Raw genomic sequence first — 15,006 nt, 5'->3', positions numbered from 1 at the left:
CAAAGCGGCTTCAGATACCGCCAAGACCATCGGAACCGATATAGGCGATGCGCAGCATGTTGGTCGCGCCTGGCGTCCCGAGGGGAACGCCTGCCGTGATGATCACGCGATCGCCCGGCTTTGCGAGATTTTGCTGATACGCGATCCGGCAGGCCCGATTGACCATGTCGTCGAGATCGCTCGCATCCTCGGTAACGACGCAGTGCATGCCCCACACGAGCGAAAGCCGCCGTGCGGTCTCCACCACCGGAGACAGCGCCACGACTGGAACGCGGGGTCGTTCGCGCGCGGCCCGCAGGCCTGTTGTGCCGGAGGAGGTGTAGCAGATGATCGCAGACAGGTTCAGCGTCTCGGCAATCTGGCGCGCCGCCATGGAGATGGCGTCCGCGCCCGTCGCCTCGGGCTCTCCGCGCTGACCATTGATGATATCGTTGTAGGTCGGGTCGCGCTCCACCTGCCGGGCGATGGAATCCATCGTGGAAACCGCCTCGACGGGGTATTCACCGGCTGCCGATTCAGCGGACAGCATGATCGCATCCGCTCCCTCGAACACCGCCGTGGCGACATCCGAAACTTCGGCGCGCGTCGGCACCGGAGCAGCAATCATCGATTCGAGCATCTGCGTGGCCACCACCACCGGCTTGCCGGCGCGGCGGCATGCCCGCGTGATCTGCTTCTGAATGCCAGGAACCATTTCCAGCGGCATTTCCACGCCCAGATCACCGCGCGCCACCATCAGCGCATCGGACAGTTCGATGATCTCGGCCAGCCGCTTCACCGCCTGGGGCTTCTCGATCTTGGCCAGCAGCGAGGCGCGGCCACGGGCAACCTTGCGCACTTCAGCCAGGTCTTCCGGCCGCTGAATGAACGACAGTGCGATCCAGTCCACGTCTGCGGCGAGCACGGCATCGAGGTCCTTGCGGTCCTTTTCCGTCAGCGCGCCCATCGGCAGATCCGTATCCGGCAGGCTGACGCCCTTGCGGTCGGAGATTTTCGTGCCGGCGACCACTTCGCAGAGGATGGACTTGCCGTCGTTCTTGAGCGCCTTGAGCTGCAAACGCCCGTCATCGATCAGAAGCCGGTGACCGGGCTCGACCGATTTGAGAATTTCGGGATGAGGCAGGTGTACCCGCGTCTTGTCGCCGGGTGCGGTATTGTCGTCGAGGGTAAACTTCTGCCCGACTTCGAGCTCGACACTCTTCTCCGCAAAAGTGCCGACACGCAGTTTCGGCCCCTGCAGATCGGCAAGAATGCCGATCGGATGCCCCGCTTCCTTTTCCACCTTGCGGATGCGCTCAACCAATGTGCGCATCAGATCGTGGCTGGAATGGCTCATATTGATGCGGAAGACATCCGCGCCCGCCTGCACAAGGCGGTGAATCATGGCTTCATCGGAAGAGGCAGGCCCCAGGGTGGCGAGAATCTTGACCTTGCGGTTGCGCCTCATTGGGTTCCACCCGCTCCGGTGAGAGCGCCGGTGTCTTGCGGGCCGTCCGTCAGATCCACCATCCAGTTTTCCTGTTCCCTCGTGTCATATTCCTGGAAGCCAGCCCGCTGGAAACCGCGTGCAAAGCAATCGTTGGTGCCCGCGATCTTGAACTCGGTCAGGGCGATGCACATCTGCGTCGGCCCTTCCCAGCGCCCGCCACGCGCCGCATCTTCCGCATAAAGATAATAATAACGCGATTCGAGCGGCCCTTCGATCAGCGTCTTGCAGCTCGATTTATCGATCTGCCACCAACCTTCGCTCACCCAGCCACTGCTGGTGCGATAGCCTATGGCAACGCCAACCAGATTCTGGGTGGAGTTGCAGACGCGAAAATCCGCGAAGGCCGGCGTGGGAGCGGCCAGCATACCTAGCAGTCCGACGCAAGCAGCAAGCAGAAAAGCCCCCCGGCAGTTCGCGCGTGACGCCCGTCGAAGCATATTAGAGACCCTTGATCCCGAACTGAGCATATCTACCTTTTCGGCAATGTGCGCGCGCCTGTCAACGCGCCAGACGCCGCCATGCAATTGTTTCCTCGCAGCCATTGCGATTGCGGAGGCTTCATGAAAGGAAACGTTTATCGCGCATTCACCAGACCCTTAGCCACGTCATCAGCCTCCAGACCCGAGCCCCATGACTGCACTCTCCTACAAAGCAGCCTTTGAACGAATTCCCGGCGACAGCGCGAAAGGCATGGTCCTTATCGCCGATCACGCCATGCGCGCCCTTCCCGAAACCTACGGTCGGCTGGGCCTGCCAGAGCGCGAGTTCGACCGCCACATCGCCTATGACATCGGCGTGGAGGACGTGACGCGGCAGCTCGCCCACCTGACGGGGGTGCCCGCCGTTCTGTGCGGTTTCTCGCGCCTTCTGATCGACCCGAACCGCAGCGAAAACGATCCGACCCTCATCCGGCAGCTTTATGACGGAACGATCATCGGCGGCAACTATCCACTCGGCGAGGAAGAGCGAAACCGGCGGCTTGAGCTTTACTACAGGCCTTATCACGCCGCCGTGTCGGCATTGATCGAGGAAACGGCCACTGCCAGCGGAGCGGCGCCGCTGATCGTCTCCGTTCACTCCTTCACCCCCGTCATGCAGGATCGGCACCGCCCCTGGCATGTGGGCCTGCTCTGGGACCGCGACGATCGCGCAACGCGTTTCCTGCTGGACACCCTGTCCCGCGATCCCACCCTGACCGTGGGCGACAACGAACCCTATGACGGCGCATTGCCCGGAGACACCATGCACCGGCATGGAACAATGAACGGCTATGCCCACACGCTGATCGAGATCAGACAGGATCTGATCGCCGACCGGGTCGGGGCGAACAGTTGGGCCGAGCGTCTTGCCCCGATGCTTGACGCGCTCAATACCCGGCCCGATATGCATGAGACAAAGCATTACGGCTCGCGCACCGATGCGCCTGCAAGGGAGTGAAGCATGATCGAGCTTGACGAAAACCAGAAGCGCGATCTTGAGGCAGCGGCGTTCCGGCGGCTGCTCGAGCATCTGCGCGAACGCTCCGATGTCCAGAACATCGACCTGATGAATCTCGCCGGCTTCTGCCGCAACTGCCTGTCCAACTGGTATCGCGAGGCAGCCGAGGCCAAGGGGCTGGAGCTAAGCAAGGAAGAGTCGCGCGAAATCGTTTATGGCATGCCCTATGACGAATGGCGGTCAAGGCACCAGAAGGAAGCCACGCCCGACCAGAAGGCTGCCTTCGAAGTCAATCGCCCCCGCGATCACTGATGAATCGCGCCGGGCCTGCCTCCTGACGTCAGCAGTCACGCCGTTCGGCCGCAAATCCCTTGACCCCCGGCCCTGCCTGAGGCATCGAACCTGCCAAGCTTCATTGCCCCGAGTCGCGGGCTTCCAATCCATCAACCGGAGTTTTCCATGGTCGACGACATCACCACAGAGACCTCACAGACCGTGGCCGCTGGCCAGCTTCGCGCTTTCATCGAGCGCGTAGAGCGCCTCGAAGAGGACAAGAAGACGATTTCCGAGGACATCAAGGAAGTCTATGCCGAGATGAAGGCAACCGGCTTCGACACCAAGGCCGTGCGCAGCATCGTTCGCCTGCGCAAGAAAGATCAGGCCGAGCGTCAGGAAGAAGAGGCGATGATCGACCTCTACAAGGCCGCCCTCGGCATGGAATGAACGCATGAATAGTCAGGCGAGATCGCCTGACATGCGTGCAAAGCTCGAAATATTGGGTGGAGCGCTGTCTTTCTCAGGCGCACCTGCCTCTTATACAAAAAGGGCGGTCAATGACCGCCCTTTTTTGTTGGATCCTGCGTCTACTCGATGTCGAAAGACACACCCTGCGCCAAAGGCAGAGCCTTGGAATAGTTCACCGTGTTGGTGGCGCGGCGCATATAGGCCTTCCACGCGTCGGAACCGGACTCCCGACCACCGCCCGTTTCCTTCTCGCCGCCGAATGCGCCGCCGATTTCCGCACCTGACGTGCCGATATTCACATTGGCGATGCCGCAGTCGGAACCGCGTGCGCTGAGAAAGGTCTCCGCCTCGCGCATGTCCGTGGTGAAGATACTGGAGGAAAGACCCGCACCCACCGCATTGTGTTCTTCCAGAACCGCATCGAAATCCGTGTATTTCATCACATAGAGGATCGGCGCGAAGGTTTCCTCCAGGACAACGCCATCCTGCTTCGGCATCTCGACCAGCGCGGGATGGGCATAGTAGGCTTCCGCGCTGCCGCTGTCGAAACGTGCACCGCCCGTCACCTTGCCGCCCAGCGACCGCGCCGCATCGAGCGCTTTCTGCATATTATCGAACGCAGCCTTGTCGATCAACGGACCGACCAGTGCCTCGCTCGTAAGTGGGCTGCCCACGGAGACCGATTCATAAGCCTTGCGCAGGCGCGGCAAGAGCGCATCATAAACGGATTCGTGCACGAACAGACGCCGCAGCGTCGTGCAGCGCTGACCCGCCGTTCCCATGGCGCCGAAGGCGATGGCGCGCAGCGCCATGTCAAGATCGGCGGAAGGGCACACAATGCCCGCATTGTTGCCGCCAAGTTCCAGAACGGCACGTGCGAAGCGCTTGGCAAGGCGTGGTCCCACCTCGCGTCCCATCCGGGTCGAACCGGTGGCTGAAACGAGCGGAACCTTGGGGTGATCCACCAAAGCCTCGCCGACATCCCGGTCGCCGATCAGAACCGCAAGCAGACCTTCCGGCGCATCGGAACCGAAGCGCTTGACCGCTCGCGCAAAGATCGCCTGACAGGCAAGCGCCGTCAGCGGCGTTTTCTCCGACGGCTTCCACACCACACTGTCACCGCAGACGAAGGCGAGCGCGGCATTCCATGACCAGACGGCCACGGGGAAATTGAACGCCGAGATCACGCCCACCACGCCGAGTGGATGCCACGTCTCCATCATGCGGTGCCCAGGCCGTTCGGTCGCGATGGTCAGGCCATAGAGCTGGCGCGACAGGCCGACGGCAAAGTCGCAGATGTCGATCATCTCCTGGACTTCACCGAGCCCTTCCGAGCGGATCTTTCCCACCTCAATGGAAACGAGGCGTCCAAGGTCGTCCTTCGCCGCACGCAGTTCCTCGCCGAGAAGGCGCACCAGCTCGCCACGGCGCGGTGCGGGAACATCGCGCCACGCCTTGAAGGCTTCATGCGCCTTGTCTATTGCCGCTCCCGCGGCGGTTGCGGAGATCGCAGGAACCTCTGCGATCGTTTCCCCGGTGACGGGCGTGCGAACCGCAAGGCCACCGCCCGAAAACGATTTCGCATCGACGCCGAGGCGCGTCAGGATTTCACTGGTTTCAGCCTTGATGCTCATGGATGCTTCGCTCCTTCGCGATATGTTTGCTTCCGGCGCAGGCACCTTGCAGACAGACGAAACCGTCCGATGTCGCGTGAATGCGGATGCAGCAAAGCCCCGGATCGCCATGGGTGATTGCGGACACAAGCCCCCAATCTTTTGGCCGGAATGTAAGCGCGCCCTGCTTTGAGGGGAAACGGAAATTCCGGCTCAGTTCATTACCAATACGCATCAACTTTCCAGAAGCATCGCGGATTGCCACTAAACAAGCTCAGGCCTGCTGGCCAAGCCATGCGACAAAAGCATCAGCAGACGGATTTTCCAGGCCCAGCGGCTGCACGAGAAAATAGCTGTTTGCGGTCTGATGGCGCGTGGTTCCGATCTGTACGAGCGTTCCGGTGCGTAGTTCCTCTTCGATCAGATAAGCCGGAAGAAGCCCCGCCCCAAGGCCTGCCACTGCGCCCGCGATAACCATGGTGAACTGGTCGAACTGCTTCCCCGGCAGAACCTGCGCATCCTGCACGCCCGCTTCCCGCATCCAATCGGCCCAGACCCCCGGCCTGTTTTGCAGATGCAGAAGCGGTGCATCGAGGAGCGTCTGCGCGCCCTCTATGGCGTGCTCCTCCACGAAACGCGGCGAGGCAACGGCAATCATGGCCTCGTCAAACAGCTTGGTAAGTTTGGCGTCCGGCCAGTTCTCACGCCCGAAATGGATCGCAACATCGAAACGCTCATGGGCGAGGTCGAAGGGATCGATCCGGGTTGTCAGATTGATACCGATGCCGGGATGCTTGCGTTCGAAATCGGGCAGCCGCGGCACCAGCCAGCGGCTGGCGAAGGTTGGCAGGCTGGCGACATTGAGCATTGCATCGGACATGCCCGCCGCAATGGCACGATGGAGTGTCTGGACGATCCGGTCGAGATCGTCTTCCAGCGCATCGGCAAGATTTTTGCCGGCCGGCGTCAACATGACCCGGCGCCCCACCCGGCGAAACAGGCTGAAGCCCAGCGCCGTCTCCATATCCCGGATATGCCGGCTGACGGCGCTCTGCGTGAGGTTCAGCTCTTCCGCTGCAAGCGTGAAGCTCTGGTGCCGCGCAGCCGAAGCGAAACTGCGCAAAACAGCGAAAGACGGGAGAAATCGCCGCGCGAACCTGTTCTCCACCATGACCGACGTCTGCCCCTCCGATATGCGCCACCCATTCTGCCGGAGCACGCTTTTGCCACGTTATAGACGCGTCGGAAGAAAAAACACACAGGCTGGAAAATGGGCCGCGCGCCAGGGATCGCCGGGCGCGCGGCGACAAGAAGGTCAGGCAAGCGCCAGAACGGAGCGGGCGCTTTCCTCGTCTGTAATGAAAACCGTCGGCTCCACCAGCCGCATGGCGCCGATCAGCGCATCGATCTTGTCCTGGCCACCTGAGGCAAGAATGCGCATCCGCGCCCGGCGCAGACGGTCGACATCGACCGACATGACACGGTCATTGATGGGATGATCGACGATGGCACCATCCCGGTCGTAGTAATGGTAGAGGATATCACCGACCGCGCCCCGGCTTTCAAGCGCATTGCACACCGCCTCGGAAAGATAGCCACCGCGATATAGCGTGGTTGCGGCCGCAAGGCTGCCGACGGAAATCAGAACCGCATCGAGCGTATCGGCCAGCGCCAGCACCTCATGAAGGCCGCAGCGCTCGATCAGGGCGGTCTTGGTTTCGAGGCTGTCGACCACCGCCGGGGCCGGAATGAGATAACCGTCGCCCTGGAACGCGCGCGCAAAACGCCATGCAAATTCTGCGGGATTGAAACGGCGCGCCACGCCGATACCGCCCAGAAGCGATATCACCTTGAAATCTGCAAGCGGCCGGCCGCGAATATAGGGAAGGGATCCGAACAATGTGCGCCCCCAGCCCACGCCGACCGACATACCCGCTTCCATCACATCGGAAACGAAGGTTCCGGTCGCCGCACTGATGGCTGGAATGGGGTCGGCTTCCGGATCGGAAAGCGGTGCGACGACCGCGCGCTCGAGCCCGAAGCGCTGTTCGAGCGCCCGCTCGATGGAGGTGATTTCGGCGAGATCGCCTTCGATGCTGATCTTCACCTCGTTGCGCGAGCGCGCTTCCGCCAGCATGCGCACGACGCTGACCCTGCCGATCCTTAGGATTTCCGCAATCTCGTTCTGGGTCTTCTGCTCGACGAAATACATCCAGGCAGCCCGAACCCGCAGGCGATCCGCCTTGCTGCTGATCACGCCACCCTTCGGCGCCGGAATGACGATTTCTCCTGAACTGTTGGTACCGGCTGGCTGTTTCAGAGTTTTCGCCTTGCTCATATAGACTTCCCGCAACTTTAACCGGTGGATTCAAGCATCGCGCTTGAATTCCCGAGAGACCAAAACAATGATGTGGCTATCCGGTCAATGCCGCGTGGCGGAAAACCCCGCGAATGAGGATAACACCTTATGCTTAGAGATGCCTCCGAAGACATGGCCGTCCGCCTGAAAGATACGCTTCGCGGCATGCGCGACTTCCTGCGCGCGCATCGTCACGACATCCAGGTCCCGCCGGGCCGGGCCCTTTCGGAAGCCGAAACACTGCTCGGCCGGGCCGTCAGCATGGTCGACGACACGCTCACAATGGCTGAATCGGTGTCGCGCGGGGTTCTTCCTGCCCGCGGCGATGGCCGCGTCCTGCTGCCGCTCACCAATTATTTCGCCCACGACCCTGTCGCAGGCGAACATGTTTTCCGCAGGCATATGTACAAGGCGGCCAAAGCTGCCGCCGCGGGCATCGACGCAGAAGACATTCCAGCGATACGGGAGAGCTTTTTCACCCGGGCGCACGAAACTCTGAGGCGCAAGCAGGGTCACATCCTTGCCGGTCCGGCCGGCAGCGCTTCCGGCGCGCGCCTTGCCAGTCTTGTCGCGACACTGCTTCAGGATATCTGCCGCCAGGCGCTCGCCGAGGAGGGAACCCCGCCAACCGCTGACAGCGCAGCGATCTGCATGCGCTGCTTCGCCCCCGCGCTCATTGCCGCGGCGCTTCTTGGACCGGATGAAGGTCTTTCCGAGGAGGAACTTCTGGAAACCGCCGCGCTGGCGGTTTCCGCTCGTGCCGAACGCATGGCTCAGAGCCTCCGGGCAGATCGGTCTGTCGCCGATCTTGCGGCGATCGTCGAAAGCATGTTGACCCATCTGCCCTGAAGCTGGCGCAAAGCGCTCCGCTATCCCTTCTTGTCGAAAAGCTCCATGAGCTGCTTCTTCGTCGCCTGCACGGAAACCGGGCTCATGCTGAGCTCGGTAAGCCCCATACGGACGAATTCAGGAATGAGATCGCTCCGCGCTGCGGCTTCACCGCACATGCCGATTTCGATACCCGCTTCAACGGCCGCCCGCGCAGCCTGCTCGACAGCGGCCATCACGGCCGGATGCGCCGCGTCGTTGAGGTTCGCCACCGCCGGGTTGAGGCGGTCGGCCGCCATGACATATTGCGTGAGGTCGTTGGTGCCGACAGAAAAGAAGGCCACTTCCTTTGCAAGTGCAGCCGCACCGAACACCGCAGCCGGCGTCTCGATCATGATGCCGAGCTGGAAACGACCATGCTCGGCGCCTTCCGACTTGAGCTCCGCCGCGCATTCATCGATGAGCGCGCGTGTCCGCCGCACCTCCTCGATGTCGGACACCATCGGCAACATGACGCGAAGATTGCCATGAACGGCCGCCCGTAACAGCGCCCTCAGCTGCACCTTGAAGATATCCGGCCGGTCGAGACACATGCGAATGCCCCGCCATCCCAGGAAGGGATTTTCCTCCTCGGGAAACTCCACCCCCGAAATCGGCTTGTCGCCGCCGATATCGAGCGTGCGCACGATCACCGGATGATCCGGAAAGGCCTTGGCGAGCGTCGCATAGGTCTCGGCCTGCATGTCCTCGGAGGGAAGATGCATATGCCGCATGAAGAGGAGTTCCGTACGGAAGAGGCCGACACCCATGGCCCCGGCTTCCTGTGCCGCCTCGATCTCATCGAGCGAACCAAGATTGGCAGCCACATGAATGACTGTCCCGTCGGCCCGTCTGGGCACGACGTCGCGATAGGCCTTCAATGCCTCGCGTTCACGGTCGGCTGCGCCGATCATCTCGGCGAAACGCTCGCGCGTCTTGGCATCCGGATCGACATAGACCACACCGGCATTGCCGTCGATGGCGGCTTCCGATGCCTCGCGCAGCTCATGAACGGCCTCGCCGAGACCGAGTACCGCGGGAATGCCATGGGTCCGGGCGATGATCGCCACATGCGATGTCGCACCGCCATGGCCGCACACCACACCGCCCAGACGTTTCAGCGGCGCACGCGCCAGGTCCCAGGCGCCGATATCCTCGGCAACGAGAATGGCGCCATCGGCGATATCGTCCAGCTTGGCTTCCTCATGACCGAGGAGCGTCAGGCATATCTGCCGCGCGACGGCCTCCAGATCTTCCGCTCGCGCGCTCATATAGGCGTCGTCGAGATTGCGGAATTCATCGGCAAGCTTCGAGGATGCGGCAATGATGGCAGAAACGGCATCCAGACCCGCATCGATATCCTTGACCGTTTCCTCATGCAGCGTTTCATCGGCTGCAATATCGCGCAACGCCGCAACGATGCCGCGATCGCTCGCCTGCATCTCGTCGGAGGCAAGCGAGCGGTCGAGCTTCGCCTGCAACCGCTTTACCGCATCCTCGAAACGGGCTTTCTCCGCTCCGATCTCTTCCTTTGCGACGGTCCGGTTCTGCGGCACGATCTGCGGTGGAAAATGTGCGAAAACAGGGCCCAGACCAACACCGGCGCTGGCTGCCACGCCACGCAGCGCGCCTTCGGCATCGACAAGCGGCGCGGCTGTCTTCTCAGGCTGCTGCGGTGCGGCCGGCGGCGCATCTTCGGCCTTGGCCGGAGCGGCAGGTGCGGCGCCTTCTTCCTCAAGCCCGGATTTCGGGTCTTCCAGATAGGCGATCAGCGCCTCGACCGCTTCGATGGCGTCCGCCCCTTCGGCGCGGATCGTCACCTCGTCATTTTCCTTCACGCCAAGCAGCATGAGCTTCACCGAGCTCTTCGCGCTGACGGATTTCCCGCCCTTGGCGATTTCCACCTCGCTTTCAAAGCCTTTTGCAAGGCGCACAAAGCGGGTCGCGGGGCGGGCATGCAGTCCGTCATGCACTCGGACGATGGTCGAGCGTTCCATAGCGTTCTCGTGTCGTTGTCTGCTACGCGGCGTCAGGCGCCGATGGTGATGATCGCGCCGGTCGCAAGCGCGCCGACGAGGACCGACGGCTCCACATGCGAAGCGCAGATTTCGCCGGGGCGTTCCGCTTCGCCAGCACCGTTGAAATTGATGACGACGTGGCCAATCTCGCGCACCTTGTTCCAGGCCGCTTCTCCGATGGCCGTGATCTCGGCGGAGACCGCGCCCACATTGATGGCCGCTCCGGTTAACGGCGCTTCGTCGCTCGGGCCTTCCTCAACCGCGTGCAGCACGGAAACCTCAGCCAGTTCCTCCGGCGCGCCATCGGCAAACAGTATGAGGACACCGCCTTCGGCAAGCGCTTCTACTTCAGGGCCAACCGCGGTTATGCGCGTCTTGAGAAACACCGACATTCAAAAAACTCCATGCACCTTTTTACGTGTGGAGCGGCGGTGGCTGATCCACCGCCGCTCCGATTATCGTCAAAGAACCAGCAGGCTCACCACCCAGGCGATGGCGACGGAGACCGGGCCCATGATCTGGCGGCTGATAAGCACCGCGGGGACGCCGATTTCAATCGTTTTCGGCTTCGCTTCGCCGAGGGCAAGGCCCACCGGAACGAAGTCGCAGCCCACCTGCGTGTTGTAGGCAAACAGCGCCGGCAAGGCCATTGCCGGAGAGATGGTGCCGTTTGCGATCTGCGGACCGATGATCGCCACACCGATCACCTGCGCAATGACCGCACCCGGCCCGAGCACCGGTGAAAGGAACGGCAGGCCGCAGATGGCCGAGATGATGAGCAGGCCGACAATGTTGTTGGCCAGCGGGCCCATGGGCTGCGCCAGCACATCGCCGATACCCGTATAGAGGATCAGGCCGATGAGCATGGTCACGAACGCCATGAAAGGCAGAACGTTACGGACGACCTGGTCGATAGTACGGCGGCCGGCATTGAAGAAGATGCCAACCACGCGGCCCATCACGCGGCCCACACTACTGATGAGGCCCACCAGTCCGCCTTCGCTGGACTGCGGAGCGGCGGACGCCGACGCGGCGCTTTCGGTGGAAGAAGCCGCGCTCGCTGCGGATGCGGCCGAACCGGCAACCGTCGGCGCAGCGCTGCCATCGGCCATCTCGATATTCTCCGGCTTGACGCCCGAGACATAGATATCCTCGGTGATGAACTGCGCCAGCGGACCCGCCTGCCCGACCGGGGTCAGGTTCACGGTCGGAATGCGCTTGCGCGGATAGACGCCGCAACGTGCCGTACCGCCGCAATCGACGACGACAACCGCCATCTCACCTTCCACAGGCGGGCTCTTGAAACCGTCCACGGCTTCACCGCCCGTCATTTCGGCGATGCGCTGGGCAACCGGATGGATGCCGCCGCCCGTAACGGAAACGATCTTGTTGCGTTCGTTGGTGGGTTCGATCACCAGCGGGCCGCCCCAGCCGCTGGCGCCCTTCGAAATCTTGACTGCCTTGTAAGTCTTCATGTGCCCCTCCCCTAGAGCTCAACGCCCTGACGGCGCGCCATGATGGCGGTGATCTTTTCCGTCAGCATGCCCTTGAGAAGGATGACGACGAGGCCGACCAGCGCGTACCAGATGGCCACCGTGATGTGGTAGCCGGAAGGCACGGTGCCGTTGCGCTCAAGCTCGAGCAGCGCGACCAGAATGCCGCCCCACACGAAATATTCGCCCGGGTTGATGTGCGGGAACAGGCCAAGCGGCGGATGCACGTAGGACACGGCCGCATCATAGAAGGCAGGCTTGTGCTTTTCTTCCAGGAACGAGCCAAAGGTGTAGGCCATCGGGTTGGTCAGGAAGAACACGGCCAGCACCGGCAGAACCGTGTAGCGCGTCAGCGCGATGCGGCCGGCACTCTGTGCAAGGCCATGAACGCGCTGCTCGCCCACCAGTTCGGTGATGGCGTAGAACGCGGTCATCAGCACCACCAGCGTCGGGATGATGCCGGTGACGAAGCCGGCGAACACTTCGCCGCCCTTCTGGAAGATGCCGATAAAATATTTGCCGATGGCCGTAAGCCATCCAAGCTGCTCTTCCTGGGTGACGGTGTTCAGCTTCTCGCGGAACTCCTCAACCGAGATGTCGCTGCTCGACTGCGCGAGAACGACGAGATCATGCGCCGCATCCTTGACGGCGAGCTTGCCGTGCAAGGCGGCGTCGCCTGCCAACGCGCCGGCCATATGCAGTCCCTGCATGGCCGTGTCGGCATGTTGCGCCATAAGTGAAATAACTGACATTGTCCTCCCTCTCCTAATTGTCCTTTCGGGCCTCCATGCCCGATTGGCCCCTTAGCTCATGTCATGCGCCGGCATTGGCCAGCGATTCGCGAAGCGAAGGCTCCTCGCCCCCTCGCGTACGGTCGATCTGCGCCACGGCTTGCGTGATCGCAGAAGTCAGCCCCGGCTCCTTGTCGCCAAAGATCGCGGGCTCCGCGCGCAGCTTGTCGAGGTTCATGCCCTCAAACGCTTCGTGTCTGGAAAATTTGGCGAAGACGGAACGTCCTGCCATCGTCAGGATGCGCCGGACAATCAAATCCGGCCCCACAACGACAATGGCGATGGCGCCCTTCTTCAGAAAACGGCCGTGAAATGCGCCCGTTCCCACGTAGCCATCGGTGAATTTCTGCGTAATACCTTTAAAAACATCCGAATAATGGCGCATCTGCAACCAGACGCCAAAGGATTGCAAGGCCCAAACCAGAGCCAGCAGCAACAGCCCCCATTGCCACAACGCCATCAGGCTACTCCTCCCAACCACACATCCCGAAACATTCGACGCGTCGACAGTGCCGGAACGCTTCGGGAAGGGAAAGTAAGAACATTTGTCTTTTGAAATGTCAAATTGTATATTCATGGAGCATGCGCCAAAGCGGCTTATTTGATTGGAAGCAGCCACATGCATGCTATGCTGGGAGCGGAGGAGTGCGCCCGTGGACCTCGATTTCAAGAACGAGCTGGCTGTCATGCCGGACCTGCGGCATCGGCTGCGGCAGTTGCGCTGGTTCAGGGCCACGTTCCGCGGCAATGCGCGGGCCGTTTCAAACCATTACGGCATTTCCTTCGATATCGACGAAGAGAGGCTGACCGGGGTCTTTCTCGACTGGGTCGAGCAGATCGACGCCCGCAAAGCCTATGCGCAGGTCGATCGCGCCGACTTCATCATCTATGCCGCTGGCCTTTGCCTGAAGGAGATGATCCGCCACAAACCTGCATCGGTCGCTCCCGGAAGCAGCGTTGAAAATCGCTTCGAAGGCAATGCGGAAATCGTCCGCTTCTGGCCGGAAGGGTTTCTCTATACAAACTATTGCGTCTGCGCCATTGCTGCCATATTCGAGCAGGAATTCGGCGCAGCTCCCGAACTGGACCGCTGCGCGGACGATTTACGCACCTGGTGGTCCTACAAGGAGAACACCCGCGAGATGCCCGCTTCCGCAGTCGCTTTCCTGGATCGCTTTTTAGGTGCCGAGCCCAACTGGGTCGCACCCGATCTTGTCGAGGGACGGCTTGCCATGCGCCTGGCCATAGATGCGGGGCGCAAATCCATCGAGGCGCCGTCGATCTTCCCTGAAGACAAGCTCTGACCCCAGCCTGAAACCGAAGGGCAGTGACGCCTTCGCGCCACGGATCGCCCCGGAATTGTCATTATCCGATGAACCACGTCCACTGACCGGAGAACCCATGAAGCGTCCCCTGATCATATTCGATTGCGACGGCGTCCTCGTCGACAGCGAACCGCTGGCCGCAATCGCCTATGAGCGCGTTTACCGCAAGCACGGCATGACGATTACGACCGATATCGTCGGTCAATGCATCGGCATGAAACAGGCCGACATCATCGTACGGATCGCGGAACTGACCGGCCATGCCTTCCCCGAGCACGCCACCGACGATATCTGGCTGGAAACCCGCGAACTGATCGCCGAGGAACTTGAGCCGACACGCGGTATCCTGCCGTTCCTCAGAGCGCTTGAGGGTGCGCGATGCGTTGCCTCGTCATCGTCCATGGAGCGCATAGCGCTCAGCCTGGACGTAACGGGCATTGCCGATTTCTTCAGCGAGAATGTCTTCTCCACCTCCATGGTGAAGCGCGGCAAGCCGGCTCCCGACATCTTCCTGTTCGCCGCCGAAAAGCTTGGTGCGGAACCGGCATCCTCGGTCGTCATCGAGGATTCGCCTTTCGGCATTCAGGGTGCCGTGGCCGCTGGCATGACCGCGATTGGCTTCACCGGTGGCAGCCACTCCTTCCCCGGCCACGCTGAGAAACTGAAGGCGGCCGGAGCCCATGCTGCATGCGCGAGCTGGACAGAGGTCGAGGAGGAATTGGCGGCTCGCGGCTTTATCGCGCAAGCACCGGCCCAGAGCTAACAGACCAGCCCGTTAATCGCTTAAAAAAGGCGCTGTCCGTGATGATCCGGACAGCGCCGAAGTTACGCGGTCAACGTAACAGGGTGCCCCCTACACCAGCATGGCCA

16 protein-coding genes are annotated in these 15,006 nt (G+C 61.7%); 6 read left to right on the top strand and 10 right to left on the bottom strand.

Going from position 1 to position 15,006, the window contains the following annotated elements; translation table 11 throughout:
• Positions 1 to 10 precede the first annotated feature (10 nt).
• Positions 11 to 1,447 (bottom strand): pyruvate kinase, encoded by a 1,437-nt coding sequence (gene pyk, locus NA8A_RS20235; protein ID WP_009452261.1) that lies wholly within the window; start codon positions 1,445 to 1,447, stop codon positions 11 to 13.
• Positions 1,444 to 1,926 (bottom strand): DUF1036 domain-containing protein, encoded by a 483-nt coding sequence (locus NA8A_RS20230; RefSeq protein ID WP_040673234.1) that lies wholly within the window; start codon positions 1,924 to 1,926, stop codon positions 1,444 to 1,446. Before NA8A_RS20230 ends, pyk begins: the two co-directional genes overlap by 4 nt.
• A 193-nt stretch (positions 1,927 to 2,119) precedes the next feature.
• Between NA8A_RS20230 and NA8A_RS20225 the strand changes: the two genes are divergently transcribed.
• The 3 genes from NA8A_RS20225 (at position 2,120) to NA8A_RS20215 (ending at position 3,649) form a co-directional block, all read left to right on the top strand.
• Positions 2,120 to 2,926: an N-formylglutamate amidohydrolase gene (locus NA8A_RS20225; protein WP_009452259.1), complete on the top strand. Its 807-nt coding sequence runs from the start codon at positions 2,120 to 2,122 to the stop codon at positions 2,924 to 2,926.
• Between the two features lie 3 nt (positions 2,927 to 2,929).
• Positions 2,930 to 3,238, top strand: a complete 309-nt coding sequence (locus tag NA8A_RS20220; protein ID WP_009452258.1) for a DUF1244 domain-containing protein — start codon at positions 2,930 to 2,932, stop codon at positions 3,236 to 3,238.
• 147 nt (positions 3,239 to 3,385) lie between these two features.
• Positions 3,386 to 3,649, top strand: coding sequence for a DUF2312 domain-containing protein (locus NA8A_RS20215; RefSeq protein ID WP_009452255.1), 264 nt, complete (start codon positions 3,386 to 3,388; stop codon positions 3,647 to 3,649).
• A 140-nt stretch (positions 3,650 to 3,789) separates the two neighbouring features.
• On the opposite strand, the gene amaB is transcribed toward NA8A_RS20215, so the two are convergent.
• The 3 genes from amaB to NA8A_RS20200 form a co-directional block, all read right to left on the bottom strand.
• Positions 3,790 to 5,304 carry an L-piperidine-6-carboxylate dehydrogenase gene (amaB, locus tag NA8A_RS20210; RefSeq protein WP_009452254.1) on the bottom strand — a complete coding sequence of 505 codons (1,515 nt, stop codon included), beginning with the start codon at positions 5,302 to 5,304 and terminating at the stop codon, positions 3,790 to 3,792.
• A gap of 253 nt (positions 5,305 to 5,557) precedes the next feature.
• A complete protein-coding gene (locus NA8A_RS20205) occupies positions 5,558 to 6,454 on the bottom strand; it encodes a LysR family transcriptional regulator (protein WP_009452253.1) in 897 nt (298 codons plus the stop codon).
• Between the two features lie 144 nt (positions 6,455 to 6,598).
• Positions 6,599 to 7,621: a sugar-binding transcriptional regulator gene (locus tag NA8A_RS20200; protein ID WP_009452252.1), complete on the bottom strand. Its 1,023-nt coding sequence runs from the start codon at positions 7,619 to 7,621 to the stop codon at positions 6,599 to 6,601.
• A gap of 129 nt (positions 7,622 to 7,750) precedes the next feature.
• Here NA8A_RS20200 and NA8A_RS20195 point away from each other — a divergent pair, with 129 nt between their 5' ends.
• Positions 7,751 to 8,491 (top strand): hypothetical protein, encoded by a 741-nt coding sequence (locus NA8A_RS20195; RefSeq protein WP_009452251.1) that lies wholly within the window; start codon positions 7,751 to 7,753, stop codon positions 8,489 to 8,491.
• A 20-nt stretch (positions 8,492 to 8,511) separates the two neighbouring features.
• Here NA8A_RS20195 and ptsP read toward each other — a convergent pair whose 3' ends face one another.
• From ptsP to NA8A_RS20170, 5 genes are all read right to left on the bottom strand, one after another.
• Positions 8,512 to 10,506 carry a phosphoenolpyruvate--protein phosphotransferase gene (gene ptsP, locus NA8A_RS20190; RefSeq protein ID WP_009452250.1) on the bottom strand — a complete coding sequence of 665 codons (1,995 nt, stop codon included), beginning with the start codon at positions 10,504 to 10,506 and terminating at the stop codon, positions 8,512 to 8,514.
• Between the two features lie 32 nt (positions 10,507 to 10,538).
• Positions 10,539 to 10,919, bottom strand: coding sequence for a PTS glucitol/sorbitol transporter subunit IIA (locus NA8A_RS20185; RefSeq protein ID WP_009452249.1), 381 nt, complete (start codon positions 10,917 to 10,919; stop codon positions 10,539 to 10,541).
• A gap of 69 nt (positions 10,920 to 10,988) precedes the next feature.
• A complete protein-coding gene (srlE, locus tag NA8A_RS20180; protein ID WP_009452248.1) occupies positions 10,989 to 12,002 on the bottom strand; it encodes a PTS glucitol/sorbitol transporter subunit IIB in 1,014 nt (337 codons plus the stop codon).
• 11 nt (positions 12,003 to 12,013) lie between these two features.
• On the bottom strand, positions 12,014 to 12,754 hold the full coding sequence (srlA, locus tag NA8A_RS20175) for a PTS glucitol/sorbitol transporter subunit IIC (protein ID WP_009452247.1): 741 nt from the start codon (positions 12,752 to 12,754) through the stop codon (positions 12,014 to 12,016).
• Positions 12,755 to 12,833: 79 nt separating this feature from the next.
• Positions 12,834 to 13,271 (bottom strand): transcriptional regulator GutM, encoded by a 438-nt coding sequence (locus NA8A_RS20170; protein WP_009452243.1) that lies wholly within the window; start codon positions 13,269 to 13,271, stop codon positions 12,834 to 12,836.
• A 193-nt stretch (positions 13,272 to 13,464) separates the two neighbouring features.
• On the opposite strand from NA8A_RS20170, the gene NA8A_RS20165 reads away from it, so the two are divergent.
• Entirely contained in the window at positions 13,465 to 14,115 is a 651-nt protein-coding gene (locus NA8A_RS20165) for a hypothetical protein (RefSeq protein ID WP_009452242.1), read from the top strand.
• A gap of 97 nt (positions 14,116 to 14,212) precedes the next feature.
• Positions 14,213 to 14,899 carry an HAD family hydrolase gene (locus NA8A_RS20160; RefSeq protein WP_009452241.1) on the top strand — a complete coding sequence of 229 codons (687 nt, stop codon included), beginning with the start codon at positions 14,213 to 14,215 and terminating at the stop codon, positions 14,897 to 14,899.
• Positions 14,900 to 15,006 lie beyond the last annotated feature (107 nt).

It is taken from the genome of Nitratireductor indicus C115 (assembly GCF_000300515.1).
In the GTDB taxonomy this organism is placed as follows: Bacteria; Pseudomonadota; Alphaproteobacteria; order Rhizobiales; family Rhizobiaceae; genus Nitratireductor; species Nitratireductor indicus.
This window is presented reverse-complemented; position numbering and strand designations above follow the sequence as displayed.

What these genes read in the sequence shown, in the direction of transcription:
- NA8A_RS20170 (WP_009452243.1), bottom strand. Translation starts at nt 13,271, where the DNA reads ATGGCGTTGTGGCAATGGGGGCTGTTGCTGCTGGCTCTGGTTTGGGCC.
- amaB (WP_009452254.1), bottom strand. Translation starts at nt 5,304, where the DNA reads ATGAGCATCAAGGCTGAAACCAGTGAAATCCTGACGCGCCTCGGCGTC.
- NA8A_RS20215 (WP_009452255.1), top strand. Translation starts at nt 3,386, where the DNA reads ATGGTCGACGACATCACCACAGAGACCTCACAGACCGTGGCCGCTGGC.
- NA8A_RS20195 (WP_009452251.1), top strand. Translation starts at nt 7,751, where the DNA reads ATGCTTAGAGATGCCTCCGAAGACATGGCCGTCCGCCTGAAAGATACG.
- ptsP (WP_009452250.1), bottom strand. Translation starts at nt 10,506, where the DNA reads ATGGAACGCTCGACCATCGTCCGAGTGCATGACGGACTGCATGCCCGC.
- NA8A_RS20230 (WP_040673234.1), bottom strand. Translation starts at nt 1,926, where the DNA reads ATGCTTCGACGGGCGTCACGCGCGAACTGCCGGGGGGCTTTTCTGCTT.
- NA8A_RS20160 (WP_009452241.1), top strand. Translation starts at nt 14,213, where the DNA reads ATGAAGCGTCCCCTGATCATATTCGATTGCGACGGCGTCCTCGTCGAC.
- NA8A_RS20200 (WP_009452252.1), bottom strand. Translation starts at nt 7,621, where the DNA reads ATGAGCAAGGCGAAAACTCTGAAACAGCCAGCCGGTACCAACAGTTCA.
- pyk (WP_009452261.1), bottom strand. Translation starts at nt 1,447, where the DNA reads ATGAGGCGCAACCGCAAGGTCAAGATTCTCGCCACCCTGGGGCCTGCC.
- srlA (WP_009452247.1), bottom strand. Translation starts at nt 12,754, where the DNA reads ATGGCGCAACATGCCGACACGGCCATGCAGGGACTGCATATGGCCGGC.
- NA8A_RS20185 (WP_009452249.1), bottom strand. Translation starts at nt 10,919, where the DNA reads ATGTCGGTGTTTCTCAAGACGCGCATAACCGCGGTTGGCCCTGAAGTA.
- NA8A_RS20205 (WP_009452253.1), bottom strand. Translation starts at nt 6,454, where the DNA reads ATGGTGGAGAACAGGTTCGCGCGGCGATTTCTCCCGTCTTTCGCTGTT.
- srlE (WP_009452248.1), bottom strand. Translation starts at nt 12,002, where the DNA reads ATGAAGACTTACAAGGCAGTCAAGATTTCGAAGGGCGCCAGCGGCTGG.
- NA8A_RS20225 (WP_009452259.1), top strand. Translation starts at nt 2,120, where the DNA reads ATGACTGCACTCTCCTACAAAGCAGCCTTTGAACGAATTCCCGGCGAC.
- NA8A_RS20220 (WP_009452258.1), top strand. Translation starts at nt 2,930, where the DNA reads ATGATCGAGCTTGACGAAAACCAGAAGCGCGATCTTGAGGCAGCGGCG.